General features: G+C 46.2%; 24 protein-coding genes and 3 tRNA genes. 10 read left to right on the forward strand and 17 right to left on the reverse strand.

The annotated features are described in order from the left end of the window. Positions 1–4 precede the first annotated feature (4 nt). The 5 genes from fabF to QZZ41_RS08755 form a co-directional block, all read right to left on the reverse strand. Positions 5–1261: a beta-ketoacyl-ACP synthase II gene (fabF, locus tag QZZ41_RS08735; protein WP_295070534.1), complete on the reverse strand. Its 1257-nt coding sequence runs from the start codon at positions 1259–1261 to the stop codon at positions 5–7. 76 nt (positions 1262–1337) lie between these two features. Then, positions 1338–2078, reverse strand: a complete 741-nt coding sequence (gene fabG / locus QZZ41_RS08740) for a 3-oxoacyl-[acyl-carrier-protein] reductase (RefSeq protein WP_295070537.1) — start codon at positions 2076–2078, stop codon at positions 1338–1340. Between the two features lie 111 nt (positions 2079–2189). Further along, the gene (locus QZZ41_RS08745) at positions 2190–2399 is read right to left on the reverse strand and encodes a DUF4177 domain-containing protein (RefSeq protein WP_074718152.1); all 210 of its coding nucleotides are present in this window, start codon (positions 2397–2399) and stop codon (positions 2190–2192) included. Positions 2400–2421: 22 nt separating this feature from the next. Next, positions 2422–3348, reverse strand: coding sequence for an enoyl-[acyl-carrier-protein] reductase FabK (gene fabK / locus QZZ41_RS08750; RefSeq protein WP_295070542.1), 927 nt, complete (start codon positions 3346–3348; stop codon positions 2422–2424). Between the two features lie 113 nt (positions 3349–3461). Further along, a complete protein-coding gene (locus QZZ41_RS08755) occupies positions 3462–4448 on the reverse strand; it encodes a beta-ketoacyl-ACP synthase III (protein ID WP_295070545.1) in 987 nt (328 codons plus the stop codon). A gap of 287 nt (positions 4449–4735) precedes the next feature. On the opposite strand from QZZ41_RS08755, the gene fabD reads away from it, so the two are divergent. The 8 genes from fabD to guaB all read left to right on the forward strand — a co-directional run bounded on the left by fabD (position 4736) and on the right by guaB (position 12342). Next, positions 4736–5644 (forward strand): ACP S-malonyltransferase, encoded by a 909-nt coding sequence (fabD, locus tag QZZ41_RS08760; RefSeq protein ID WP_295070548.1) that lies wholly within the window; start codon positions 4736–4738, stop codon positions 5642–5644. After that, the gene (locus tag QZZ41_RS08765; RefSeq protein ID WP_295070550.1) at positions 5641–6477 is read left to right on the forward strand and encodes a shikimate dehydrogenase; all 837 of its coding nucleotides are present in this window, start codon (positions 5641–5643) and stop codon (positions 6475–6477) included. The genes fabD and QZZ41_RS08765 overlap by 4 nt, the downstream gene beginning before the upstream one ends. A gap of 1 nt (position 6478) precedes the next feature. Further along, positions 6479–6931 carry a GNAT family N-acetyltransferase gene (locus tag QZZ41_RS08770; RefSeq protein WP_295070553.1) on the forward strand — a complete coding sequence of 151 codons (453 nt, stop codon included), beginning with the start codon at positions 6479–6481 and terminating at the stop codon, positions 6929–6931. A gap of 4 nt (positions 6932–6935) precedes the next feature. Beyond that, positions 6936–7814 carry a PHB depolymerase family esterase gene (locus QZZ41_RS08775; RefSeq protein ID WP_295070556.1) on the forward strand — a complete coding sequence of 293 codons (879 nt, stop codon included), beginning with the start codon at positions 6936–6938 and terminating at the stop codon, positions 7812–7814. Between the two features lie 13 nt (positions 7815–7827). Next, positions 7828–8325, forward strand: coding sequence for a shikimate kinase (locus tag QZZ41_RS08780; protein WP_295070559.1), 498 nt, complete (start codon positions 7828–7830; stop codon positions 8323–8325). Positions 8326–8332: 7 nt separating this feature from the next. Next, positions 8333–9502: an amidohydrolase gene (locus QZZ41_RS08785; protein ID WP_295070562.1), complete on the forward strand. Its 1170-nt coding sequence runs from the start codon at positions 8333–8335 to the stop codon at positions 9500–9502. 1 nt (position 9503) lies between these two features. Then, positions 9504–10712 carry a leucine-rich repeat protein gene (locus tag QZZ41_RS08790; protein WP_295070565.1) on the forward strand — a complete coding sequence of 403 codons (1209 nt, stop codon included), beginning with the start codon at positions 9504–9506 and terminating at the stop codon, positions 10710–10712. Between the two features lie 157 nt (positions 10713–10869). Then, positions 10870–12342 carry an IMP dehydrogenase gene (guaB, locus tag QZZ41_RS08795; protein WP_295070567.1) on the forward strand — a complete coding sequence of 491 codons (1473 nt, stop codon included), beginning with the start codon at positions 10870–10872 and terminating at the stop codon, positions 12340–12342. A 197-nt stretch (positions 12343–12539) separates the two neighbouring features. Here guaB and QZZ41_RS08800 read toward each other — a convergent pair whose 3' ends face one another. The 12 genes from QZZ41_RS08800 to QZZ41_RS08855 form a co-directional block, all read right to left on the reverse strand. Beyond that, positions 12540–13217, reverse strand: coding sequence for a hypothetical protein (locus QZZ41_RS08800; protein ID WP_295070570.1), 678 nt, complete (start codon positions 13215–13217; stop codon positions 12540–12542). Between the two features lie 14 nt (positions 13218–13231). Continuing rightward, on the reverse strand, positions 13232–14014 hold the full coding sequence (locus QZZ41_RS08805; protein WP_295070573.1) for a hypothetical protein: 783 nt from the start codon (positions 14012–14014) through the stop codon (positions 13232–13234). Positions 14015–14038: 24 nt separating this feature from the next. Continuing rightward, positions 14039–14728, reverse strand: a complete 690-nt coding sequence (locus QZZ41_RS08810) for a leucine-rich repeat domain-containing protein (RefSeq protein ID WP_295070577.1) — start codon at positions 14726–14728, stop codon at positions 14039–14041. Positions 14729–14786: 58 nt separating this feature from the next. After that, the gene (gene typA / locus QZZ41_RS08815) at positions 14787–16610 is read right to left on the reverse strand and encodes a translational GTPase TypA (protein ID WP_295070579.1); all 1824 of its coding nucleotides are present in this window, start codon (positions 16608–16610) and stop codon (positions 14787–14789) included. A gap of 67 nt (positions 16611–16677) precedes the next feature. Then, positions 16678–17316: a hypothetical protein gene (locus QZZ41_RS08820; RefSeq protein ID WP_295070582.1), complete on the reverse strand. Its 639-nt coding sequence runs from the start codon at positions 17314–17316 to the stop codon at positions 16678–16680. Between the two features lies 1 nt (position 17317). Beyond that, a complete protein-coding gene (locus QZZ41_RS08825) occupies positions 17318–17848 on the reverse strand; it encodes a hypothetical protein (RefSeq protein WP_295070585.1) in 531 nt (176 codons plus the stop codon). Positions 17849–18012: 164 nt separating this feature from the next. After that, positions 18013–18098, reverse strand: a tRNA-Tyr gene (locus tag QZZ41_RS08830). A 35-nt stretch (positions 18099–18133) separates the two neighbouring features. Then, positions 18134–18209, reverse strand: a tRNA-Thr gene (locus QZZ41_RS08835). A 75-nt stretch (positions 18210–18284) separates the two neighbouring features. Next, positions 18285–18361, reverse strand: a tRNA-Pro gene (locus QZZ41_RS08840). A gap of 169 nt (positions 18362–18530) precedes the next feature. After that, positions 18531–18794 (reverse strand): YtxH domain-containing protein, encoded by a 264-nt coding sequence (locus QZZ41_RS08845; RefSeq protein WP_295070587.1) that lies wholly within the window; start codon positions 18792–18794, stop codon positions 18531–18533. 108 nt (positions 18795–18902) lie between these two features. Beyond that, the gene (locus tag QZZ41_RS08850) at positions 18903–19628 is read right to left on the reverse strand and encodes a 16S rRNA (uracil(1498)-N(3))-methyltransferase (protein WP_295070591.1); all 726 of its coding nucleotides are present in this window, start codon (positions 19626–19628) and stop codon (positions 18903–18905) included. A gap of 211 nt (positions 19629–19839) precedes the next feature. After that, entirely contained in the window at positions 19840–20967 is a 1128-nt protein-coding gene (locus QZZ41_RS08855; protein ID WP_295070594.1) for a D-alanyl-D-alanine carboxypeptidase family protein, read from the reverse strand. Between the two features lie 400 nt (positions 20968–21367). Here QZZ41_RS08855 and QZZ41_RS08860 point away from each other — a divergent pair, with 400 nt between their 5' ends. Together QZZ41_RS08860 and QZZ41_RS08865 are read left to right on the forward strand one after the other, a co-directional pair. Next, the gene (locus QZZ41_RS08860) at positions 21368–22759 is read left to right on the forward strand and encodes an ABC transporter substrate-binding protein (RefSeq protein ID WP_295070597.1); all 1392 of its coding nucleotides are present in this window, start codon (positions 21368–21370) and stop codon (positions 22757–22759) included. Between the two features lie 253 nt (positions 22760–23012). Continuing rightward, a complete protein-coding gene (locus QZZ41_RS08865) occupies positions 23013–25523 on the forward strand; it encodes a glycoside hydrolase family 9 protein (protein WP_295070600.1) in 2511 nt (836 codons plus the stop codon). Positions 25524–25665 lie beyond the last annotated feature (142 nt).

Below are 25665 nucleotides of genomic sequence, written 5' to 3' on the forward strand. Positions count from 1 at the left end.
CTCCTCAATCTTTTACCTTCTTGAAGCAGAGGGTAGCATTGTGTCCGCCAAATCCAAGTGAATTTGAAAGTACGGCATTTACCTCCTGCTTGATATTACCGTTTCCGCAGTAATCAAGGTCGCATTCCTCGTCAGGCACCTTATAGCCGACTGTTGCGTGGATAAAGCCTTCCTCGATGCTCTTTGCGCAGACTACAGCCTCAACCGCACCTGCTGCTCCGAGAAGATGTCCTATCATTGACTTTGTGGAGCTTATCTTCACGTTCTTTGCCTCGTCGCCGAAAGCAAGCTTTATAGCGGCTGTCTCATACTTGTCGTTAAGACCTGTTGATGTGCCGTGTGCGTTTATGTAATCTATATCAGCAGGAGTAAGTCCTGCTTCCTCCATTGCAAGGCTCATGCCCTTGCCTGCGGCTTCACCGCTGGGCATAGGTGATGTCATGTGGTAGCCGTCGCAGGTAGCTCCGTAGCCTGCCACCTCTGCGTATATCTTAGCTCCTCTTGCCTTTGCGTGTTCGTATTCTTCAAGCACCAGTACTGCGCTTCCCTCGCCGAGAACGAAGCCGCTGCGCTCCTTGTCGAAAGGTATGGAAGCTCTTGTGAGGTCCTCACTCTTTGTGAGAGCCTTCATATTGGCAAAGCCGCCGAATGTGAACTCTACTCTTGTGGACTCTGTACCGCCTGCAAGACAAGCGTCAAGGTAGCCGTCCTTTATCTTTCTGAATGCTTCACCGATAGAATGTGTACCTGATGCGCAGGCTGTAGTTACATCGAAATTAGCTCCTCTGAAGCCTGTTTTCATTGAGATAGTGCCTGCTGCCATATTGCTTATCATCATCGGGATATAGAATGCTGACATTCTTCCCGGACCTTTTTCGAGATACTTGTTATGCTCTGTAAGTGTAAGGTCTACACCGCCGATGCCAGAACCAACAAGTACGCCCACTCTGTAGGGGTCCATGTCCTTGAAGTCTGTTCCTGCATCTGTAAGAGCCTCGTGTGCAGCAACTACTGCATACTTTGTAAAGAGGTCCATACGCTTTGCTTCTTTCTTGTCGAAGCAGCCTGCCACATCGTAGTACTGCTCTTCATCGAAATCGCGTACCATACCTGCTATCTTAACGCCTATGCGCTCTGTTTCAAACATATCTATAAAGGAGATGCCAAGCTTGTTTGCCTTTATGCCCTCCCAGAATTTATTAACTCCTGTTCCAAGTGGAGTAACTGCTCCCATTCCTGTGATAACTACTCTTCTGCTCATACTTATTCCTTTCTTAAACCTCTGTATAACTTAGTGTGATCAGAGCCTGCGCTCCATACTGCGAATATTATAGGTCTTACATAGCAAGTCCGCCAGATATCTCTATGACCTGACCTGTAACGTAAGAAGCGTTTTCAGATACAAGGAAGGATACAACGGAAGCTATCTCCTCGGGCTCGCCGTAACGTCTGAGAGCAATGGCTTCGATCATCTTAGCCTTTAACTCCTCGGAAAGCACATCTGTCATAGGAGTATGTATAAATCCAGGAGCTACTGCGTTACAGGTGATATTGCGCGAACCGAACTCCTTGGCTGTTGTCTTTGTCATACCTATGATAGCTGCCTTTGATGCAGAGTAATTCATCTGTCCCGGATTTCCGTAGAGTCCTGCAACAGAAGCCACATTTACTATCTTTCCGTGTCTCTGCTTCATCATAACTGCTGTTACGTTCTTTGTCATATTGAAAACGCTCTTCTGGTTTACTGCGATGACTGCATCGTATTCGTCCTCGCTCATTCTTGCAAGGAGCTTATCCTTTGTTATGCCTGCGTTATTTACAAGTGCGTCTATAGTGCCGAAATCAGCCTTTATCTGCTTTACCATAGCCTCGCACTGGTCGAACTTTGATACGTCAGCCGCATAGCACTCAGCCTTTACGCCGAATGAACGGCACTCCTCAGCAACTGCAAGTGCCTTTTCCTTGTCACTGTCGCTTGGATAATGATTTATAACTACATCAAAGCCATCCTTTGCAAGTCTTTTTGCGATACAGGCACCTATGCCCTGTGATGCGCCTGTGATTACTGCTGTTGCCATTATTGTATACCTCCGTTTATGGTGTTTATTTAAGATAACTGTATTTTATCACTTTTTCCGTGGTTTGTTAACGGGAAAAATGTCACTTTTTATAGTTACAAATGTAATTATTTATGCCTGAGCATCTTTTTCAAATACGAGATCATAGTGTTTCAGTTTGCCGTAACCGTCCATTTCAACAGGGATATTATCAACATATTTCCATCCGTCTGCTGCCATTTCATTTATTACATCACGATGGGAACGTTCGCCTTTTCCGTCATCAGCAACATAACTTCCAAAGGCTTTCTTACGCATACTTACAAAGACATATTTTTTCATTATGAGACCTCTGTATTTGTTTTTATCTGCCGAGAAGCTTCTCTGCGCCGTCATTTATTTCCTTGACTATCTCAGCACATGGCTTTATCTCGTTTACCATACCCGAGATAGCTCCGCAAAGGAACGAACCGCTGTCCACATCGCCGTCTACTACAGCTCTGCGGAGTGCGCCCAGTGTAAGCTTTTCAAACTCATCGGGAGTAAGTGTACCGTCCTTTTCGCCCATAGCCAGCTTCTTTGCAAACTTTGTCTTGATATTTCTGCAAGGGTGACCTGTATATCTTCCTGTTACGATATTATCGGTGTCTTTTGCCTTTATTACGAGATCCTTGAATGTAGGGTGTATCTGACATTCCTCAGAAGCAAGGAAGCGTGTACCTATCTGAACGCCTACTGCGCCCAGCATGAAAGCTGCTGCCATTCCTCTGCCGTCTGCGATACCGCCTGCTGCGATAACAGGTATCTCAACTGCGTCTACTACTTGAGGTACGAGACACATCGTTGTATTCTCACCTATATGACCGCCCGACTCTGTTCCCTCTGCGATAACAGCGTCAGCTCCTGCCTTTTCCATTCTCTTTGCAAGAGCTACTGACGGTACGACAGGCATTACCTTTATATCTGCTTCTTTCCATGCAGCCATGTATTTGCCGGGATTGCCTGCACCTGTTGTTATTACCTTTACGCCCTCGTCGATACAGAGCTGTGCAAGATCGTCGGCATTAGGGCTCATAAGCATGATATTTACGCCGAAAGGCTTGTTTGTCTTTTCCTTGCAGAGACGTATCTGCTCACGAAGATAGTCGATAGGTGCGCTGCCGCCTGCGATAAGTCCGATACCGCCTGCATTTGATACTGCGGAAGCGAGTGTATGCTCGGCTACCCAAGCCATACCGCCCTGTATTATCGGGTATTCACAGCCAAGAAGTTCAGTAATGCGTGTTTTCATATTCATACTCCTTTGATTAGTCTATCATTGTAGGGGCTGGCGTCCTCGACAGCCCGTCAGTTTTGATCATATTCGCGGGACGTCGGGACGCCGTCCCCTACACATTGGTAAAATCAATATTCAAGTATTATTCCGCCGTAGGTAAGACCTGCTCCGAAGCCTATGAGAGCAAGCTTCTGTCCGCGCTTGATAAGTCCCTTTTCTATACCCTCGGAAAGTGCCAGCGGTATTGACGCACTGGAGGTATTTCCGTAGTGGTCAAGGGTGATTATGAATTTATCCATGGATACGTCCAGCTTTTTTGCAGCCGTTTCGATTATCCTTATATTAGCCTGATGAGGTACAAACCAGTCTATATCGTCCTTTGTTATGCCGATCTTTTCTGCTGCGCACTCAAATGCCTTAGGAAGAGCCTGTGTCGCGAATTTGTATACCTCTTTACCGTTCTGCTGGAGCTTGTGCATAGGACCGTCAGGGATAGGATCTTCAAAATCGCTCTCTGTTGCAACTTCGGGAGCAGGTCTGAGTGCTCTTGCAAAGAGGTGCTTTGCACCGCCGCCGTCCGAGAAAAGTGCAGATGAGAACAGCTTATCGCTTCTTTCCAGCACAGCTGCTGCCGCACCGTCACCGAAAAGTATACAGGTAGTACGGTCTGTGAAATCAAGGAAACGTGAAAGAGCTTCGTTTGCAACTACAAGCACGTATTTAAGGGAGCTGTCTGTTTCAAGGAAACGCCTTGCAGTATCCACGCCGTAAACAAATCCCGTACAGGCTGCACCGAGATCAAAGGCTGCTGCATTAACAGCTCCTATCTCGTGCTGTATCACGCTTGCCATGCTCGGAGTAAGAAAATCGGAAGTAATAGTGCAGGATATCACCAGACCTATCTGTGAAGGATCAATGCCTGCTGCTTCTATGGCTTTGAGAGAAGCCTGCTTTCCCATATACCATGTGGGCTCCCAGCCTGCCATAGGACGCTCTGTTATGCCCGTTCTCGTTCTTATCCACTCATCGTTGGTCTCGATAAAACGGGTGAGGTCGTCATTCTTTAATACCTGCTCGGGCACATATCTGCCCATTCCCAAAATGCTTATTCCCATTAAAAAGCTCCTTAGAATCAATAAAAATTATGTGAACATGGTTGTAAAAACCAAAATTTTGTGTTATAGTAGTAGTGTTAGTACTTGAACATAAGGGACTATCCCCTATATGGACATAATACCACACATAATATATTGTAAAGCATTTTGAGTTTTTTTGCAACGATATTTTGTCACTTTAGCACCCCGAAATCAAAATATCGTCATTTCTCACAAATTTACAATATACCATTCGGATATTTTCACCATTGATTTGTGTATACCACACAGAAAGGATGTTATCTATTATGACAATTTCACTATTTTCAGGACAGGGCTCGCAGTATGAAGGCATGGGTAAGGATATTGCGGAAGCCATGCCTGAACTGGCGGAAGTCTACGAAACAGGCTCGGCTGTACTGGGCGTTGATCTAAAGGATATCTGCTTCAATGCTCCTCTTGACGAGCTTTCAAGAACCATCAACTCTCAGCCTGCTATCATGGCTACTTCTATCGTATGCCTTAAAGCTGCACAGGCTAAGGGCTTCACATTTGACGGCGTTGCAGGTCACTCTCTCGGCGAATACGCTGCTATGTACGCTTCGGGAATGATAACTCTTGAGGACGCTTTCCGCCTTATAAAGGCAAGAGCTGCCGCTATGGAGGAGGCTACAACTTCAACTAAGGGTGCAATGGCTGCTATAATGAAGATAGCTCCCGAGGAAGTTGAAAGGGTATGCGGCGAGGCTAAGGAATATGTTACCGCTGTAAACTACAATTCTCCCGTTCAGACCGTTATCGCAGGTACTCCCGAGGGCATTGCCGAGGTAAGCGATGTATTTGCCGAAATGAAGGCAAGAGTTATACCTCTCAACGTTGCAGGTGCTTTCCATTCAAAGCTCATGCAGCCTGCTGCTGATAAATTCTATGAAACAGCAAAGACTATCACTTTCAACGCTCCGCAGGTGAAGTATTACTCAAACCTCACAGGCGGCGAGCTCAATGACTTCTCAGATATGGCTTCAATGCTTGCAAAGCATATAGTTTCCCCTGTACGCTTCACTTCCGAGCTTGCTGCTATGCAGGAAGCAGGTGCGGACAAGTTCGTTGAATTCGGTCCGGGAAGAACTCTCACAGGACTCGTTAAAAAGACTCTCAAAGATGTGACAGCTGTAAATGTTGAAAATCTTGAAACTCTCGAAGGAGCATTATCATGAATAAATTCGCGCTTATAGGTCACCCCCTGGGACACTCAATGTCCCCTCTTATCCACGAAAAACTGTTCGCTCTCAGCGGACTTGACGATACTTCATACGAGCTTATCGACATAGCTCCCGAGGATATGGCAAAGAGCCGCGGACTTCTCGAAAGTCTCCGCGGACTCAACGTTACTATCCCTCACAAGCAGGCTGTTATACCGCTCCTGAACGAGCTTGCAGAAAGTGCTCTGCGCTATAATTCAGTAAACTGCATAAGCAATAAGGACGGAAAGCTCACAGGCTACAATACCGACTGTGACGGATTCCTGCGCTCGGCAGAGAAGCTCCCTATCGGCGGAAACGTTGCTATACTTGGCTGCGGCGGTGTCGGCAGAATGATAGCTATTGAAGTCGCACGTCACGGCGGCAATATCACTCTCGCTGTTATCCCACAGGACTTCAAGAACGCTCAGCTCCTTATGGCTGAGATAATGTCAAAGTGCAGCGGTGCTTCAATAAAGATCGTGGAGATATCCGCTCTCGAAGGCAATTTCGACCTGCTCATAAATGCTACCCCTGTTGGTATGTATCCGAAGGTAGATGCCTGCGCTGTAAGCGACAAGGTAATCGAAAACAGCGGCAGCGTATTCGATGTTATCTACAATCCTATAGAAACACTTCTCATGAAGAAAGCCCGTGCCCTCGGCAAAACAGCTGTAGGCGGCGCGTCTATGCTGGTATATCAGGCTGTAAAGGCTCACGAGATATGGTACGGCGGCAAATTCGCAGCCGAGGACATCGCTAAGATAATCACCGATGTGGAGAATGCTGTTGAAAGCATGAACAAGTAATATGATAAGACCTGCTAAAGCCTGCGATGCTTCACGAATCGCTGAAATAATAATCACTAATTACCGCGTGAATTTCTATCCCTATTTCCTTAACGATGACTACTACTTCAACGAACTCAACGTAGTGGATATGGCTTCGGAATACGCTAAAGGTTCGGAAGCCCTGAGCAACTCATGGGTGTTCGATGACTGCGGCGTGGTCAAGGGCATTGTCCGCGTAAAGGGCGATGAGATAGAAAAGCTGTTTGTAGAACCTCAATTCCAGAATATGCGCATAGGTCGGACTCTTCTCGACTATGCAGTAAACGAACTAAAAGCAACATGGCTGTGGGTACTTGAATATAATATACGCGCAAAGACATTCTATAAACACCACGGCTTCGCGCTTACAGGTGAAAAAATAATAGAAGATGACTGGGTGCCGCTTGCAAAAATGGCTCTCAGCAAAAAGTAATATCATGAAAAAGACTGCTTTCCTCTTCCTTGCCGCAATAGTCCTTTCGGGCTGCGGACAGAAAAAAGCCGAAAAGCCTCTGCTTGAAGGCATTTCCTGCACGGGAGAGAACCATTTTTCCTGCACCTTTGACGGCGTAAAGCATGATTTTATCGTGGATATGCCAGATAATACGAAAAATGCTCCCCTTGTTGTACTGCTTCACGGCTACGGAGACTCGGCGGAGGGATTCCGAAACGGTATCCACTTTGAAGAAAAAGCAAATCCCCTCGGATATGCCGTTGTATACGTTACGGGAGCTTCTTCCGCAAGGGACAATACTTCTGCAAGCGGCTGGAATTCGCCTGCTGCACCAAATGACAACAAGGACACGGAGTTCCTTGTATCGCTGGCTGAATATCTGCAAAAGGAGTATTCCCTCGACAAAAACAGGACATACGCCGCAGGCTTCAGCAACGGTGCGTGTATGATGCATACCATTGCCGAAAAGGTTGACGGTACGTACTCGGCATTTGCCTGTGTTGCAGGATATATGCAGCCGAACATATGGGATAAGCGAAAAGGCTCAGATGTGAGCTTTTTCCAGCTTACAGGCGAAAATGACGACTTTGTGCCAAAGGAAAGCGACGGCACTGCCGAGAATAATCCTGCACCGTCCATAGAAAAGGTGATAGAGTACCGAGAAAGCTCCATAAATGCTGATACATCAGGCAGCTGTGAGGTGGGCAAGGGCTCTGTGCTGAACAAGTATGAAAACTCAGAAACTCACAGACAGGTCTGGGAGCTTACTGTAAAAGGCGGCGGTCATTCGTGGTATTCCGAGAAATACAATGGATTTGACGCCACTGAGCTGATACTTGATTTCTTTGAGACTCAAAAGTAAAAAGGAGTAAAATATGACTGTATTCTTATGCGGCTTTATGGGCTGCGGAAAATCAACTATAGGCAAGCTTGCAGCTAAAAAGCTTGGCTGCGGCTTCTGCGATACCGATGACATAATCGTAAGGACTCTCGAAATGACTATCCCCGAGATATTCGAGAAAAAGGGCGAGCCTTTCTTCCGTCAGACAGAAGCAGAGATAGTGAAGTCGCTCTGCGGCAAGACTACCGTTGCTGCCTGCGGCGGCGGTGCTATGCTCAATCCCGATACGGCAAAGGCTGCAAAGGACGCAGGTGCGGCTGTTATCTTCCTCGATGTTCCTTTCGAGACCTGTTATCAGCGTATCAAGGACGATACTAACCGTCCTATCGTTGTAAAGTCCACAAAGGAGGAGCTTGAGGCTCTCTACAACTCGCGCAGGGACATCTACTTCAAACATTCCACCATACGACTTGAATGTACGGGAAGTCCCGTTGAAAATGCGGACAAGATCGTTGAAGCCTTGAGAAAGTGAGCAAGTCATGCTTATCTATAACGCTGAGATACACACTCTTGACTCACGGGGAGTCATCGCAAACGGCTGGATAGAGACTGAAAACAGCAAGATAAAGGCCATCGGCGAGGGTGCTCCTGCGGAGATACCCGAGGGCAGCATAAACGCTCAGGGCGGTCTGCTCATGCCGGGATTTATCGACGCTCATACTCACCTCGGCATAATCGAGGACGGTCTCGACTTTGAGGGCGATGACTGCAACGAGTCCACAGATCCGTTTACGCCTCAGATGAGAGCTATCGACGGTATCAATCCATTTGACCGCTGCTTTGAGGAAGCCCGTATGCGCGGCATAACCGCTGCGGCTTCAAGCCCGGGAAGTGCCAACCCATGCGGCGGCGAGATAGCTGCCCTAAAGACTAACGGCAGGCGCGTAGACGATATGCTCATAAAAAAGTGCGGCATCAAATTCGCTCTGGGTGAAAATCCAAAGAATGTATATAACGGACGGGAAGAGACTCCCATAACACGTATGGCGATAACCGCCCTTATACGTGAGGGGCTTTACAAGGCTCGACGCTATGTTCACGATATGGACAGCTACTACTCAGACAGCGAGAACTACGATCCGCCTGAGTACGATATCAAGTGCGAGGCTCTCATGCCCCTGCTGGAACGCAAGATAAAGGCTTTCTTCCACTGCCACCGCGCAGATGATATCTGCACGGCTATGCGCATAGCTTCGGAATTTGCCCTTGACCCCGTTATCATACACGGCACTGAGGGACACAAGATAGCCGATATCATAGCCGAGGAAAAAATCCCTGTGATATGCGGTCCTCTCATGTGTGACCGCTGCAAGCCCGAAATGCGCGGACTTGAACTGAAAAATGCTGCTGTGCTCCACGAAAACGGAGTAAAGATAGCTATATGCACAGACCATACAGTAACTCCTGTACAGTACCTGCCACTTTCGGCTCAGACTGCAATAAAGGGCGGTCTCAGCTTCGATGAGGCTGTAAAGACTATCACCGTCTACCCTGCCGAGATACTTGGCATAGACGATGTCACAGGCTCGCTCAGAGAGGATAAGGACGCTGACTTGCAGCTCTACCGCAAGGGCGACAATCCACTTGACCTTATGTGCGAACCCGTTCTCGTAATGGTCAGCGGCGAGATATGCCGCAGGGAGGTATAAATTGAAAAGACTGCTGTCAATCATTGCTTCCGCTGCCCTTATCTTCACATCAGCTCCTGCAATGACTTCTTTTGCCGAAGATAAGACTAATGACTTGAAATTGCATTTTAAAATAGAAAACGGTGAAGCCTGTTTAACAGGCGAATGGAGCGACAACGTAACTGAGCTTGTAATTCCCGAAACCTACGAAGGTAAGCCTGTTACTTCTATCGACGAGAAGGCATTCACAGGCAATGAAAATATCGTTTCATGTGTTATTCCCGATACCGTAAAATCAGTAGGCGATCTGGCATTTGCCGCCTGTCCTAATCTGAAAAGCATAAGTATAGGAAGCGGTTTTTCTTCTTTAGGCAATCTTTCTTTTGCCAACTGTAACAACTTGACTTCCATTACTGTGAGCAAGGATAATCCTGATTTTACTTCGATCAACTCTTGCCTTTACAACAAAAAGGGGGATACGCTCCGCCTTTATGCAGGCGGCAGCAAGGCTGTCGTATCCGACAATACCAAAACTATCGGCAAGTGGGCTTTCTTTGAAAGATCGGATATCACCTCGGTCACTATCCCGAGTTCTGTCACTGCTATTGAAGATTCTGTCTTTTCGGGCTGTCTTTCTCTGAAAGAGATCACTATCCCCGACTCTGTGACCAAACTCGGAAAGTACTGCTTTATGAGCTGCCGTGCCTTGCAGAGCGTAAGCCTCGGCAAATCAGTGACAGAGATACCCGAAGAATGCTTTTATTGCTGCACAGCTCTGAATAATATATCTCTTTCAGACAATATCAAGTCTATAGGCGACAGAGCCTTTTATTGCTGTGAGGATATCAGCGGTATCTATATACCAGCCGCCGTTAAATCTATCGGTGAAGATGCTGTCGGAAAGAAATACATCTCCATGGGCTCTTATTCTATAAAAATCCCGAACTTTCAGATAAAAGGCGAAAAAGGCTCGGCTGCGGAAAAATATGCCTTTGATCAGAATATATCTTTCCTTACCAACGACTCACAGGGAGATGTGAACGGCGACGGCAAGGTGGACTCGGTCGACGCTTCCGCTGTGCTGGCTGAATATGCTCTTCTGTCGGCAGGCAAAAAGGGAAAACTTACCGAGAAGCAGTCAAAGGCTGCGGACTGGAACAGCGACGGAAATATCGATTCCGTGGACGCTTCCGCCATACTCGCGGAATACGCAAGAGTGCAGACACTTTAACACTTGGTTACTTTAATATATCAAATTGCTTTTTTCGCCAAAACCCGACCATATTTGACCATAAATTTTTCACGTTCATAAACCGTCCAAACTATTGACAGAAGCCGCGAAAAATAGTATCATTAAAGTTAATATCAATGCAAGGAGGAATTTTATTATGCTGACTGACATGAACAGCAAATTTCAGAAGGAAGGTCTTACCTTCGATGATGTGCTGCTGATACCCGCTGAATCCAATGTTACTCCCAACATGATCCAGATCGGTACACAGCTCACAAAAACCGTCCGTCTCAATACTCCTATAATGACCGCAGCTATGGACACAGTTACAGATTCTCGTATGGCTATCGCTATCGCTCGTGAGGGCGGCATCGGTATCATCCACAAGAATATGTCCATTGAACAGCAGGCTGAAGAAGTGGACAAGGTAAAGAGAAGCGAAAACGGCGTTATCGTTAACCCGTTCTCACTTACCGAGGATCACATCGTTGCAGATGCTGATGAGCTCATGGGTAAATTCAAGATCTCAGGCGTTCCGATCGTTGACGGCAAGGGCAAGCTCGTTGGTATCATCACTAACAGAGATATGCGCTTCCTTACAGACTTCAAAGCCAAGATCTCAGAGGTAATGACTAAGGACAACCTTATCACAGCTCCTGTAGGTACTACTCTGGAGCAGGCTCAGGAAATTCTCCGTGCACATAAGATTGAAAAGCTCCCACTCGTTGATGAGGCAGGTATCCTCAAGGGACTTATCACTATAAAGGATATAGAAAAGTCAGTTCAGTATCCTAATTCAGCCCGTGACAGCAAGGGCAGACTTCTCTGCGGTGCTGCTATCGGTGTTACAGCTAACGTACTCGAAAGAGCTAAGGCTCTTATCGACGCTCAGGCTGATGTTCTCGTTCTTGACTCAGCTCACGGTCACAGCGCAAACATCATCAAATGCCTGAAAATGGTCAAGGAAGCTTATCCCGATATCCCTGTTATCGCAGGTAATATCGCTACTGCCGAGGCTGCTGAAGCTCTTATCGCAGCAGGTGCAGACTGCCTCAAGGTAGGTATCGGACCAGGTTCTATCTGTACTACCCGTGTAGTTGCAGGTATTGGTGTTCCGCAGATCACTGCTGTTTATGATGTTGCCTGTGTAGCTCAGAAGTACGGTATCCCTGTTATTGCTGACGGCGGTATCAAGTACTCAGGCGATATCGTTAAGGCTCTCGCAGCTGGAGCTAACGTTGTAATGCTCGGCTCACTCCTTGCAGGCTGTGCAGAAGCTCCAGGTGAAACAGAGATCTATCAGGGACGTCAGTTCAAGGTATACAGAGGTATGGGAAGCCTCGGTGCTATGGCTAACGGCTCTAAGGACAGATATTTCCAGGAGGGCGCAAAGAAGCTCGTTCCTGAGGGCGTTGAAGGTCGTGTACCTTTCAAGGGTCCTGTTGCTGATACTATCTTCCAGCTTGTCGGCGGTATCCGTTCGGGTATGGGATACTGCGGCTGTGTGGATATCCCCACGCTCCACGAAAAGGCTAAGTTCATTCGTATCACTGGCGCAGGTCTTAAAGAGAGCCACCCACATGATATTTATATCACTAAGGAAGCTCCTAACTATTCAACTCAAATATGAATTAAAGGCGGACTTTATGTCCGCCTTTTTTCGAGCTGAGCCAGCTCGACCGCTTCCACGTTGGCGCTTGCAAGCTCGCTCACTCTTATCAAAAACCATACTCGTACATCGCTTACGGCACAGTTTGTAGCGGCTGATGCCCACATAAGTCACTACTGCAACAAAAAAGGACGACCAATGGTCGTCCTTTGATTTTGTTATGAAATTACATAAGGTTCGCCGTCTATTGTATAGACTGCTACATCGACATATTTATTGCCTCTGTGAAGCATCAATGAATAAGAACCATGTCCGCCCGGTTCGGTATACGTGCAGTTTACTTTGAGAAGCTTCTTGGCTGTGACCTTTGCATCGGGAGCTACCTGTGAAAGAACATGGTCATACTCCTCATAAGCAGACTTATCATTCTTCTCCTCGACGATATCCTCGATAAGTACATAGGTAAACTCAAAATCCTTCTCGGTGTATCCCTTGTAGATATCATACAAGTTGTTGAGCAGATCCTGTGTTGATGCCTGCTCAAGGCTTTCGAGCCTGTACTTCAGAACAGCAGGATATACTGCATTTTCGTGCATAGCTGCGTCTTTAGTCGATAATGAGTAGAAATAATCAACTACCTTTGCAGCTTCTTCTGCTGTCACATATCTCGGATCATAGGAAACACCTATAGGTACATCTGAAGTCTCAGGTGTATCGTCATGCTGTGTTGCTCCGTATCCAAGTTCATCAAGACTTACGTCGCCATCGACATTTACGGCGACCATATTATGATCGTCTTTTTCTTTCTTCTCTTCCTTGCTGCCGCATGATACTGCGCAGACCGAAATAGCCGCAGCTGCTATAAGAGCCGCTGCCCTTGTGATAATCCTATTCATTGTAAGATCGCCTCTTAACCAAATGTATAGTATCTGCCGTCCTTTTCGGCAAAAACGATTTTATATCCGTTAACGATAACATTCTCGTTTCCGTTTGAATCCTCGCCCATAATGTAGAAAGTTGCATCTATAAGGTAATCGCTATCGCCCTTTACCTGCTCATAGTATGACTTGCCGAAATGCTCGTCCATACCCTTGAAATACTCAGCAAGACCGTCAACGCCCTCCTGCGCCTCGGGCTTTTCAACTCTGATACGTGTTATCTTATAATCACCCTGCATTACATTTGCAAGACTTGCACACTGCTTTGCAAAAGAAGTCTTGAAATCATAGCTGTAGTCCTTCTGGAGATATATTCCCATTTCATCAATAAAGCTCGGGAATACACAGCTTGTATACTTAGTATAATCAGCTAACGGGAATGAAAGGAAGTACTGCTCAAGTGTGAGCATAAGATCCTTTGAAAAATCTTCATCATTAAAGTAAAGCTTTACGCCGTTGCTGCTTACACGATATTTTCCTAAATTGGCCTCAGCAGAATCCTCAGCAGGTGTAACAACATCTCCGAGAGTTCCGAGCTTAGGAGCTTCTGTTCCTACCTCGCACTTCTGGACAGTTTCCAAAACCTTATTGTAATAAGCCTCTGCATCGAATTTTTCGCCTGAAAGCTCGCTGCCGCCTACTGAAGGAGCAGTTGTTTCAGGAACTTTGATCTCATCTTTCTTTCCGCAGCCTGCAAAACACTGGAGTGCTGCTGCAACAGCAAGAACTGCTGCTGTGAGTTTCTTAGTTTTCATGGTTTTCCTCCCAGTATTAATAATTTAGTATATGGCGAATTTGCCCATTGCACCTGCCCATTCAGCAGCTGCCGAATCTTCGGGAGCATATATCACCAAATTCGGAAGTTCTTCCAATCCCCAGTTCTCATATTTAAGTTCGCGGCTCAGCACCGTCATTATATTTAGTGCGGTACATCCGGCAAAAACACCGTCATGTATGCTCTGTACTCCCTCAGGGATAGTAATTTCCGCAATAGATGTACAGCCTGCAAAAGCTCCTCTGTCTATTGTGGTGAGCCCTGTGGGCAGATTGATCTCTGTCAGCGAAGTGCAGTCGATAAAAGCTCCCTCTCCGATAGTCTGAACGCTTTCAGGAAGAGCTACCGAAGCAACATCCTCATTTGCTTCAAATGCATAGAAGCCTATCTCCCTGACAGGAGTCCCCTCTATCTCGGCAGGTATCTCTACTGCCTGATCCTTGCCTTTATACTTTGTTATAATGACTCCGCCCTCGTATATCTCATAATCAAAGATATCCGATGAAACGATATTGCGGTCACGTACTGTAGCAAGCTGCTCATATGAGCCTGCTTCTGTTGTTTCTTCGGCAGAGGTCACGGAAGTCTTTTCTTTCTCTGAGGGCTTGTCAGTATCGCCCTTGACTTTGTTTCCGCAGCCTGCTGAAGTTATAAATACAGCCGCAGTCAGCGATGCCAAAACAAACTTTTTCATATTATAACTCCACAATCTGCAAATTATATGGTTTATATGTGTTGATTTTGTGAAAAAATCAAGCTTTTTTACTTCTATCCTTAGCTCTCTGTGTATTGCTGAGAATTCTCTTTCTTATTCTGAGCGACTCAGGTGTTACTTCAAGGAGCTCGTCATCAGCAAGGAATTCAAGGCAATCCTCAAGGCTGAGAACTCTCGGAGGAACGAGTCTGAGTGCGTCATCGCTTCCGCTTGCACGGGTATTTGTAAGGTGCTTCTTCTTGCAGACATTTACAACGAGGTCCTCTGTCTTTGGTGAAGCACCAACGATCATGCCCTCGTATACAGGAGTACCTGATGTGATGAAGAGCTGTCCGCGCTCCTGAGCATTGTAAAGACCGTATGTTACAGCCTCGCCTGTCTCGAAGGATACGAGAGAGCCTGTGTTTCTGCGGTCAATATCGCCCTTGTATGGCTGATAGCCGTCAAATACGTGGCTCATGATGCCCTCGCCCTTTGTATCTGTGAGGAATTCGCTCTTATAGCCGAAAAGTCCTCTTGCAGGTATAAGGAACTCGATACGCATACGGCTTCCCTGTGGGTGCATATCCACCATATCGCCCTTACGTGCGCCTATCTTCTCCATTACAGAACCTACGCAGTCCTCGGGAACGTCGATAACAAGACGCTCGATAGGTTCGAGTTTTCTGCCGTTCTCGTCCTGCTTGAAGAGTACGCGGGGAGTTGATACTCCGAGCTCATAGCCCTCACGGCGCATATTCTCGATAAGTATTGAAAGGTGCATCTCACCGCGGCCTGCTACGCGGAAGGAGTCTGTAGACTCTGTTTCCTCAACACGGAGAGAAACGTCTTTGAGAAGCTCCTTGAAGAGTCTCTCACGGAGCTGACGTGAAGTAACGAACTTACCCTCGCGTCCTGCGAACGGGCTGTCGTTTACGGAGAATGTCATTTCAACTGTAGGCTCGCTGATCTTTACGAACGGGAGCGGATCAGGAGCATCTGTTGCGCATATAGTATCGCCGATAGTGATGTTCTCGATACCCGATATCCATACGATATCGCCCATCTGTGCTTCCTGTACAGGTACACGGTTGAGTCCCTGTATCTGGAGAAGTGAAACTATCTTAGCGTTGTAGTTTTTCTTTGAGCCTGTATAATCACAGACTGTTACCTGCTGGTTTACGCCTATCTTACCTCTTACGATACGTCCGATACCGATACGTCCTACGTATTCGTTATAGTCGATAGAGGAAATGAGCATCTGGAGAGGATCGTTCTCCTCGCCCTTTGGCGGCTCGATATAGTTGATGATAGTATCGAAGAGAGGCTTTAAGTCTGTACCTGCCTCGTACTGACTGAGTGAAGCTGTACCGCTTCTGCCTGAGCAGAAAAGGAGTGGGCTTTCGAGCTGCTCCTCGTTTGCATCAAGGTCAAGAAGAAGTTCGAGAACTTCGTCGCCTATCTCGTCAAGACGAGCGTCGGGACGGTCTATCTTGTTTACGACTACGATTATCTTATGACCCATTTCAAGAGCCTTTGAAAGTACGAAACGAGTCTGAGGCATAGGACCTTCTGCTGCGTCAACAAGCAGGAGTACGCCGTCAACCATTTCAAGTACACGCTCTACCTCGCCGCCGAAGTCAGCATGGCCAGGGGTGTCGATAATGTTGATCTTTGTACCGTTGTACATTACTGAGGTATTCTTGGCAAGGATAGTGATACCTCTTTCCCTCTCGATGTCGTTTGAGTCCATTACACGCTCGGCAACTTCCTGATTTTCACGGAACACGCCGCCCTGCTTGAGCATTTCGTCAACGAGGGTAGTCTTACCATGGTCAACGTGAGCGATAATGGCGATGTTTCTTAAATCTTCTCTTATCATATTTTCTTTCCTCCAAGTTAAATTTAACTTTGAACTTTCTTTATATGCAAACGGCTTTCACCGATTTTTACATGAGATATTCCAAACGTGAACGGAGCTGGTCTATATTCGTGAACGTCTGTGGGATATAGAGCGTTTTCTTACGTGTTGGAACTAAAGCGGAGCTCTTGTTCACAACGGTAAGCTGAGCCTTTACTGTAAGGAATTCCTTGCCCTCATTTATTGAAAATACCTTGTCTATAATGCTTCCGCTGTATTCAGCGACCCGTCTGTTGCAGACAAATTCTTCCACATAGGAAGTTGTGGGGAGCTTCTTCATGTTTTTCATTATGCGGTTAAAACCTGCAAGGCTTCCGCCCACGAGTATGCTGTACTGCTCGCCGAAAAGCGTATCATTTGTACAGGCTTTTGCAATGTCTATCTGATACACATCGGTTTCATCAATAACATAAGCCATGAAATAGCCTGCGTTCTTTGTTTTCCTTATGACGCGCAGAACCAGCAGAAGTACGATAAGTGCAGGTATCAGAAACAAAATGAAGCCTGTTTTCATACCGCTGTCGGAAAGAGCGACAAAACCGTATATCACCAGTCCCACAAATAATATGAGTACCGAAAGTATTATAGTAACGCCTGTTCCTGCGGACATCTTCTGCTGATATGTGGCATGAAGTCTGTCTGCGTCATCTATCCTGCATACTGTCATGTTACTTCTCCTTGAATTTAGTACCAAGCTTGCTGCGAAGCAAAGCTCTAAGCTCTTCTGCTGTGCCCTCAACTATCTCGTTCTTATCGAATACTATATATCCTGTGCCTTCCACCAATATAATGAAAAAACCGTCTTTTGCTGCCGCTCTTGCAAGGCGGACATATTTATATGTACTGTTGGTATTTGAGAACGATGTGCTGGAATTGAGTACAATCTCTTCTTCCTCAAACGATACCTTTAACTTGTAATCCGGATTTTTTTCAGTGAATGTCCTGAAGCTGACAGCAGGATTTGCCTTCCTTGTCCTGTAGACATATACGCCAAACACAAAAAATACAGTTGTCAGGCATATTATCATCACAGGATCGACCGTACGATCTTTAAGTGCCACCAGTATTGTGAGTAAAGCGATAAAAATGAATACCGCTCCGCATAATACAGTGAACTTCTTCATTCTGTTATACATAGGCGAATTGTTCACAAGTGCCGAATAATGCCTGATATCAAAATCGTTTACTTCGACCTTCATAGCTCCTTCTCCTACATTACTTATAAAATTCTTAACATAGAAAATGCGTTTCCGTGCAATATCTCTTTTTTTTCGGGCATAAAAAAGCCCTTGCAGAGGATTTGCAAGGTCAGTGTGGTGGATAGTCTGAAACAAAAACAGCCCCGAATTTTTCGGGGCGTTTCTGGTGGGAGAGGATGGATTCGGACCATCGAAGCTGAAAAGCAACAGATTTACAGTCTGCCCCCTTTGGCCACTCGGGAACTCTCCCATTGTATAGATTGTTTTTGCGACAAGGCAAAATAATGGAGCTGGTGGACGGACTCGAACCCCCGACCTGCTGATTACAAATCAGCTGCTCTACCAACTGAGCTACACCAGCGTTTAACGCTTAATTATTATATCACATCTTTTTTGAGTTGTCAAGTACTTTTTTGAATTTTTTCAAAAAAAGTTCTGGTCGAGGCGACAGGACTCGAACCTGCGGCATCTTGCTCCCAAAGCAAGCACTCTACCAAACTGAGTTACGCCTCGAAACTCATAAGCTGTATCCTTGATAGACAGCTTTTATATTATATCAAAGCAATGGCAAGTTGTCAATACCCAATTTCAGTTTTTGTATATCTGCACAATATTCAACATTTTTCTGCGTGTTAATTGTTCAAGCGACAAAAAAGGGAGCTTTAAGCTCCCTCAGAAGTCATTAGTCCTTGATATCGTCTACGATATCTTCAGCAGCGTCCTTAATATCCTCTGCAACGTCCTCTGCCTTGTCCTTTATTTCCTCAGCAGCGTCATCATTGATCTCGAAGTCGATGCTCTCATCTGTATCGAAGTTATCGAAATCATCGTAATCGTCATCATCATAATCAGAACCTGAGCTCTTATCCTTGAGAGCCTGTGCTGCGACATATCCTACAGCAGCTGCTGCACTTGCAACTAAAATAGCACCTAAAAACTTATTCATTTTATTTTCCTCTTTTCTCCGCAAGAAATAGTACTTACCGAACCGCTTGCGATCGGATTACGATAATCTATAATTATTATAACATACTTTTTTTGTAATTTCAACTCTTTACATATTATTTGTTAAAAACATCAAAATTGAAAGGGCTGTTATTGGTGCTGTTTCACAACGCAGTATTCTCTTACCCAGCCAGACCTGTGATGCACCGATGTTTACTGCCGATTCCGCTTCTTCCTTGTCAAAACCGCCCTCGCTGCCTATAAACAGTCCCACAGTTTTTGCTCCGTCAAGCTTTACCTCACCGAAAGAAACTCCGCCTTCTTCCTCATAAAGCAGGATATTTTTGTCAAGCTGCTTCATCATTTCAAGAGCTTCTTTAAGACTTACCATAGGAGTTACCTCGGGAATGATACCTCTTCCCGACTGTTTTGCAGCTCCCTCGGCTATTTTGTTCAGACGGGGCAGCTTTTTCTTTGTGAAGTCCTTTTCATCGGGACGTGACACGCATCGCCTTGTAAGCACAGGGACTATCCTCGAAACGCCAAGCTCCACGCTTTTCTGGATTATATATTCCAGCTTGTCAAGCTTTGGGACAGCCTGAAACAAGGTCACCTCGATATCGGGCTCTGCTGCGCATATCTGCTTGTCAACAAGGTCGAGATAGACCTCATCGGGGGTGATGCTCCTTATAGTGCAGTGGTGGTCTATGCCGTTGCAGCAGACCGTCACCTCTTCGCCCACTCTCATTCGCAGCGAACGTCCGATATGGTTAGCATCGCTGCCTGTCAGTACTATATTGTTTTCATCAAGTTCATTCGTAAAAAATCTTGGCATACCGCACCGCCTTTATATTATGTACTCTGATTTTACCACATATCCGAGGATTAGTCAACAAATCCGTATTTTGTAAAGCAAAATTTGGATTTGAGCCGTTAGCTGCGCCGACCCCTACATTTCGGGCGGATGATATCCGCCCCTACAACGTGCTAACGGCTAATGGCTAACGGCTCAAATAAAATGCCCCCGTCTGCTGACAGGGGATCAATTATTCTTTATATTCAGATTTGATGCCGAGATACTCCTCAAGGCACTGACCGCTGTTATAAAGCTTTGTTGCCAGCTTTGAGCCTACATATCTTATATGCCACGGTTCGTACTGATAGCCTGTATAAGCTTCCTTGCCCTGTGGATAGCGGATTATAAATCCGTACTCGTGAGCGTGTTCTGCAAGCCATGCAGATTCAGCAGTAGCTCCGAACGCGTCGTCGATAGTATTTACGTCGATAACAAGTCCTGTCTGATGCTCGGAGTAGCCCGGACGAGCCGAATAGGTATCGGCTGCTTCCTTGCCGTCCTGCTGTACATAGTTGTCGTATATCTTCTCCTGATCGCTGTATGAACGAAATCCCGAGCCTACATATATTTTCAGTCCCTCTTTAGCGGCATCGCTCGAAAGCTTCTGGAACTGCTCATAAACAAGCGGTTCAAGGTTAGGCTCGAATGTGGGCGGAAGGCTGTAGCTCTTGTTTGCTATCAAAACTCCCTGTACATAAGTAAGCCCCTCTGTATCATAAACAGGGGGCTCAGGAGCCTCAGTCTTATTGGACTGAGGCGAAGCTGTATCGTTGTTTGTTGTTCCGTCGCCGCGGACAGTTACCTTTATCATTACTTCCTGCTCAGGATCCTGTGCAGATCTGAGAGTAACGTAGCAGGTTCCGGGTGAAACGCCCTTGATATGGCCATAGCCGTCTACTGTTGCAACAGTAGAGTCGCCTGTTGACCAGCGTTCATCAACTTCAGATGCACCGTTAGGATACTGCTGTACCATAGGAGTATCTGTCTCGCCGACTTCGATATATACTGAATACTTATCAAGTTTGAAATCGCTCTTATTTACGGGATCTGCCGCAGTTGTAGTAACTGCTGTGGTGGTTATGGCAGGATCAGTATTTGTAACTACCATAGTAGTTGTTGTAGTTGTTGCCTTGCCTACCTTGCCTTTTTCATCTTTCTTCGGCTTGCTTGAACACGAATGAGCTATAAGAAGTATGAGCAGCAGCACAAGCAATGCAATGATGAAAAGTGCTGTCAGCTGTCTTCTTCTCAGAGTCTTACGGGATACTCTTTTACGGGGACGATGTGAATCGTATCTATCGTATCTGTTATTGTCCATATTATAAATCCCTTCCTGTGTATATTAGCACGGACTATCTTCATGTCCGCATAAAATTCTTATTAACATTATAACATAATACTTATGAAATGTCACGCAATTTTACTTCAATTCCGCAATTTTTTAACAACTTCACATATAACGCCGCTCATTTTTGGCATTTTTAAACAAAGGAGTCCGCAATATAAGCCTTTAGCCCTTAGCCGTTAGCTATTAGCCAAGGTGTCGCCTTCGGCGAATTATTTAAATAATGTGAGCGTAAGCGAACACTTTCGGCTAACAGCTAAGGGCTAAAGGCTAATGGCTATAATGCCTTGACAGTTCGGCTGTGAACGAGTATAATATAAAGTGGTTCATACCGCATAAAAACTAAGATAGCGGTCATGAAAGGAGTAATCACATGAAAAATTCAAAACGGCTGATAGCGGCTATATTTGCCGTCACAGCTGTAATGTCAGCTGCCGTTTCATGCAGCAAAAAGAAAGACGGCAATAAAAAGGAAAAAACTAAAGAAGCTCAGACTACCACGGAAACAGCTGCTTCATCTGATGCGCCCGCTGAGGCAATGGAGATATACTGGCTCTCAGACTATGACCTTAACCCTGGTGAAGCCGAGGAAAAGGCTGTGGCACTTTCGCTGTTCGAGGACGTTTACGGCGGAAAAGTGACCTATCTCCCCACAACTGCCGAGGACAAGTACAATGAGCTTGCTTCACAGATAAACGCAGGTGCTGCGGTAGATATGTTCCCATACGATGCAGCAGTGTTCCCTGACGGCGTAATGAGAGATCAGTTCGATGCTCTTGACCCGTACTACGAGGAACTGGGCATGAACGAAAGCGGTCTCTGGGACGAGATGTCGGGTGTTATAGATATGTTCGCATACAAGGGACAGCACTATGTTGTACCATATTCCATTTCCGATACGTTCCTGCTGACCTACAGCCGAAAGCTCATGCAGTCAGAGGGTATCGAAGATCCTCGCAAGCTCTGGCAGGAAGGCAAATGGGACTGGAACGCAATGAAGTCCATGATGGAGAAATTCAAAGCCAATAACCCAAACGCTTACAGATGTGGTATAAACGGCTGGTACGGGCAGGCTGCCTTTGCGTCTACAGGTCACAGAGTAGTGGAATTTGACGGCAATACGCTGAAAAACAATATGTACGATCCCGATATAGCTAACGCCGTAAGTCTGACTAACGATATACTGCTCAACGGCTGGTACAGCACATACTGGCGCGATACCTTCCCTACCGATTTCAACACACTGTTCTATGCTTCAACAGACTGGACTCTGCCGTTATCCAATGCGGCAAATCCCGAGGCCGACCTTATGATAGTGCCTTTCCCGAAAGAGCCGAATGCAGACAAGAACTACATCTCCTGCAATTTCGACGCGCGTATGCTGGTAAAAGGCTCTGACAACGGCAAAGCTGTTGCAACTTATATAAAATGCGAACGCCTTGCGGCTTCCGATGAAAAGATGAAAAAAGCCGCAAAGGAAAAGGCTACCACCGTTGTAAAGCATCAGTCAGGTGCTTACAAGAGCTTCATTACCGAAGAGCAGTATGACGCTCTTATGGAATATACCGACCTTTCAAAGATGACACCTGTTTTCGATTACGGATACGGCATGGGCGAGACTATGACAGGCTACGGAATATACACCAACGAAACAAGAGGTGTTATGTACCGCCTTACCGATACCGAAGTCGGAAAAGACTGGGAAGCTCTCAAAAATACATTCTCCCCCGTCATCGACGAGCAGATAGCACAATACAACAAGTAATAGCAATATAATGATATTCGAGTCCCTGATTTCCTCAGGGACTTTTTTTATAATAGTATATACATGATATCTTATTTTTATGATAGTAAAATCACACAATAAGCAAACATCTTTTTTATCGAATTCTCCAAAGTTGCCGCTATTTATGCAGATTTACACAAATTGTTCACAAAACCGACAGTAAAAATGTTATAATAGTAGTGAGGAAGTATGTCTTCTTTAAAAGACGTATTTATGAGAGGAGTTTTTAACAATGAAGAATTTAAAGAAGTTATCCAAAAGGCTGACTGCTGCGGCAGCATCGGCTGTCATGGCTCTGACCTCCCTTGGAGTGTCCGTGCCTTCCGTAGCAAGTGCCGAGGATAAAGACTACTACAAAGCTCTGGCAATGTCGCTGTATATGTATGACGCGAACGCCTGCGGAAAGGGAATTTCCGACGGTCCGCTCACATGGAGAGGCGACTGCCACACCTACGACAGCAGCTGCGCTGTAGGAACTCTCGACGGCTCTGCAAAATCCGTCGTTGACCCTGACGGCGACGGAAAAGTTGACCTTTCGGGCGGCTTCCACGACGCAGGTGACCACATCAAGTTCAACCTCACTATCGGTTTCGGTATATCGAGCCTTGCACTCTCGGATTACCTTAACCCGGGAGTATATGAAAAGGCAGGCTGCAAAGACCACCTTATATACGAGCTGAAATGGGGCTCTGATTACCTAATGAAAACAACATTCCTCGACAGTTCGGGAAATGTTGCTGCTATCGCACACGTTGTCGCAGGCGGCAATGACCACGATTTCTGGGGTCCGCCTGAGACTCAGACATATGAAAGACCTGCTTACTGGCTGACAGCAGGCAATAACAATTCCGCTGTATGCGGAGAAATGGCTGCTGCTCTGGCAGGTACTGCTTACGTTGTGAAGGAGTCCGACCCCGATTATGCTGAGAAATGCCTGAAATACGCAAAGGCTATATATGAGTTCGGCAAGAAAAACGTTGGAAATAATACCAGCGGTCTATCCCCATTCTACGACACCGAAGCTCAGTATCAGGACGAAGAAGCATGGGCAAACGCATGGCTCTGGATAAACGATGCAGCAGACAAGCCTACCCGCGTTCCAAAGGACGCAAACTACGGCGACAACCAATACGACGGCTGGATATACTGCTGGAACAAGGTATGGCAGGGATATTCGGCACTTATGTACAAGGCTACAGGTGAACAGGCTTTCGCCGACGAGCTTCAGGTAGAGCTCAAAAAGCAGGGCGACCTTACAGTAGGCACTTACAACGCTGACGGCTGGGGTGCTTCACGTTACAACTGCGCTAAGCAGATGGACGCTCTCATTCTTGCAAAGGGCGATCCCGAGGCAAGTTACGCAAAGGCTGCAAAGTATCAGATGGACCACATCCTCGGAGACAACAGCTTAGGCTATAGTTTCCTCCTCGGATACGGCGACAAGTGGCCTGTTCATATCCACCACCGTGCTGCTAACCCGGGTACGGACAGCACAGGTGCATCAGGAAATCCGTCCGCTAAGTACACAGCTTACGGTCTCCTCGTAGGCGGCGATGACAAGAGCGGCTATCAGGATCAGACTGATAAATACCAGTACACAGAGGGTGCTCTCGACTACAACGGCTGTTTCGCTATCGCCTGCGCAGGTATAGCAAACCTCTATGGCGGCGATGCAACTTCAATGCCTGCACTTGCAAAGAGCGTGAGCGAGATAAACGCTGATTTCAAGTTCGGTAACAGCACTCCTGCTGTAACAACTACCACAACTACTACCACGGCAACTACGACTGTGGTTACCACGACAGTAACAACAGCGGACGTTACTCTTACATATTTCGACAGTCAGAAGTTTGACAGTGTGGCTACATACCCGACAAAGACTGTTTACAATACGGGTGACAGCTTCACGCCTGAGGATATCAAGATAAATGTTATCACACGTTATTCTGCTGTACACGCATCAGGCAAGGTAACTTATATCGACCAGAAGGAAACTATCACTTATGGTGTGCGTCCTGAATATGTAACTCTCGTAAACGCAAACGGACAGGAGTTCAAGGCTACTGAGATGAGTACTATTCCCGCAGGTAAATACACTGCAAAATACCGCGGAGGTGTCATGGGTACAAATGTCGAGCTTAAAGATGTGGCCTTCGATTACGAGATAACCATTGTCGGAAACAGCGTAACTACCACCACTGCCCCAACCACATCTACACCTACAGTGACTACTGCCCTTGATGGCTCTGACTTTGAAATGGACGTCAACCGCGACAAGCTTTACATCGGTCAGACAGCTACGCTTACATTCTCAAAGGGCGCAAACCTTATCCCCTTCGGAAAATTTGATTATGATGACAAGATCATCTCATTGACAGAGAATTCCGACGGTTCATTCACTATCAAGGCTCTGAAATCAGGTCAGACAAAGCTTACTTTCGTTTCTCCTACAGGTCAGAGCAAGTACCTTTGGATAGCTGTAGAAATATATGTTGACCCGGGCGACGCAAACTGTGACGGTCAGGTTGACCTTTCAGACGTTGTACTCATAATGCAGTCTATGGCTAATCCGAACAAATACGGCGAAAACGGCACAGATCCGACTCATATCACAGAAACAGGTATGGCAAATGCCGATGTTGACCTTTCATCAGAAGGCATAACCGTCAACGATGCTATGGTATTACAGCTTTACTTGCTCCACAGCATTGAGAAGATACCTTGTTTCTACACAGGAAAATAAAATACCAGTTTCGGGAGCAGGATATCGCTATCCTGCTCCTTTCTTTTGTCCACCTGCAAATACATATTTTCATCGTGATAATGACCAATTGGAGTGCGCAAATTTTGCGCACTATGCCGAATTTGACCACAATTAGCGTGTT

The sequence above is a fragment of the Ruminococcus sp. genome (assembly GCF_016283395.1).

Bases quoted from the DNA above. Each gene is read 5' to 3' on its own strand.
- fabF (WP_295070534.1), bottom strand. From the start codon at position 1,261: ATGAGCAGAAGAGTAGTTATCACAGGAATGGGAGCAGTTACTCCACTT.
- fabG (WP_295070537.1), bottom strand. From the start codon at position 2,078: ATGGCAACAGCAGTAATCACAGGCGCATCACAGGGCATAGGTGCCTGT.
- QZZ41_RS08745 (WP_074718152.1), bottom strand. From the start codon at position 2,399: ATGAAAAAATATGTCTTTGTAAGTATGCGTAAGAAAGCCTTTGGAAGT.
- fabK (WP_295070542.1), bottom strand. From the start codon at position 3,348: ATGAAAACACGCATTACTGAACTTCTTGGCTGTGAATACCCGATAATA.
- QZZ41_RS08755 (WP_295070545.1), bottom strand. From the start codon at position 4,448: ATGGGAATAAGCATTTTGGGAATGGGCAGATATGTGCCCGAGCAGGTA.
- fabD (WP_295070548.1), top strand. From the start codon at position 4,736: ATGACAATTTCACTATTTTCAGGACAGGGCTCGCAGTATGAAGGCATG.
- QZZ41_RS08765 (WP_295070550.1), top strand. From the start codon at position 5,641: ATGAATAAATTCGCGCTTATAGGTCACCCCCTGGGACACTCAATGTCC.
- QZZ41_RS08770 (WP_295070553.1), top strand. From the start codon at position 6,479: ATGATAAGACCTGCTAAAGCCTGCGATGCTTCACGAATCGCTGAAATA.
- QZZ41_RS08775 (WP_295070556.1), top strand. From the start codon at position 6,936: ATGAAAAAGACTGCTTTCCTCTTCCTTGCCGCAATAGTCCTTTCGGGC.
- QZZ41_RS08780 (WP_295070559.1), top strand. From the start codon at position 7,828: ATGACTGTATTCTTATGCGGCTTTATGGGCTGCGGAAAATCAACTATA.
- QZZ41_RS08785 (WP_295070562.1), top strand. From the start codon at position 8,333: ATGCTTATCTATAACGCTGAGATACACACTCTTGACTCACGGGGAGTC.
- guaB (WP_295070567.1), top strand. From the start codon at position 10,870: ATGCTGACTGACATGAACAGCAAATTTCAGAAGGAAGGTCTTACCTTC.
- QZZ41_RS08800 (WP_295070570.1), bottom strand. From the start codon at position 13,217: ATGAATAGGATTATCACAAGGGCAGCGGCTCTTATAGCAGCTGCGGCT.
- QZZ41_RS08805 (WP_295070573.1), bottom strand. From the start codon at position 14,014: ATGAAAACTAAGAAACTCACAGCAGCAGTTCTTGCTGTTGCAGCAGCA.
- QZZ41_RS08810 (WP_295070577.1), bottom strand. From the start codon at position 14,728: ATGAAAAAGTTTGTTTTGGCATCGCTGACTGCGGCTGTATTTATAACT.
- typA (WP_295070579.1), bottom strand. From the start codon at position 16,610: ATGATAAGAGAAGATTTAAGAAACATCGCCATTATCGCTCACGTTGAC.
- QZZ41_RS08820 (WP_295070582.1), bottom strand. From the start codon at position 17,316: ATGACAGTATGCAGGATAGATGACGCAGACAGACTTCATGCCACATAT.
- QZZ41_RS08825 (WP_295070585.1), bottom strand. From the start codon at position 17,848: ATGAAGGTCGAAGTAAACGATTTTGATATCAGGCATTATTCGGCACTT.
- QZZ41_RS08845 (WP_295070587.1), bottom strand. From the start codon at position 18,794: ATGAATAAGTTTTTAGGTGCTATTTTAGTTGCAAGTGCAGCAGCTGCT.
- QZZ41_RS08850 (WP_295070591.1), bottom strand. From the start codon at position 19,628: ATGCCAAGATTTTTTACGAATGAACTTGATGAAAACAATATAGTACTG.
- QZZ41_RS08855 (WP_295070594.1), bottom strand. From the start codon at position 20,967: ATGGACAATAACAGATACGATAGATACGATTCACATCGTCCCCGTAAA.
- QZZ41_RS08860 (WP_295070597.1), top strand. From the start codon at position 21,368: ATGAAAAATTCAAAACGGCTGATAGCGGCTATATTTGCCGTCACAGCT.
- QZZ41_RS08865 (WP_295070600.1), top strand. From the start codon at position 23,013: ATGAAGAATTTAAAGAAGTTATCCAAAAGGCTGACTGCTGCGGCAGCA.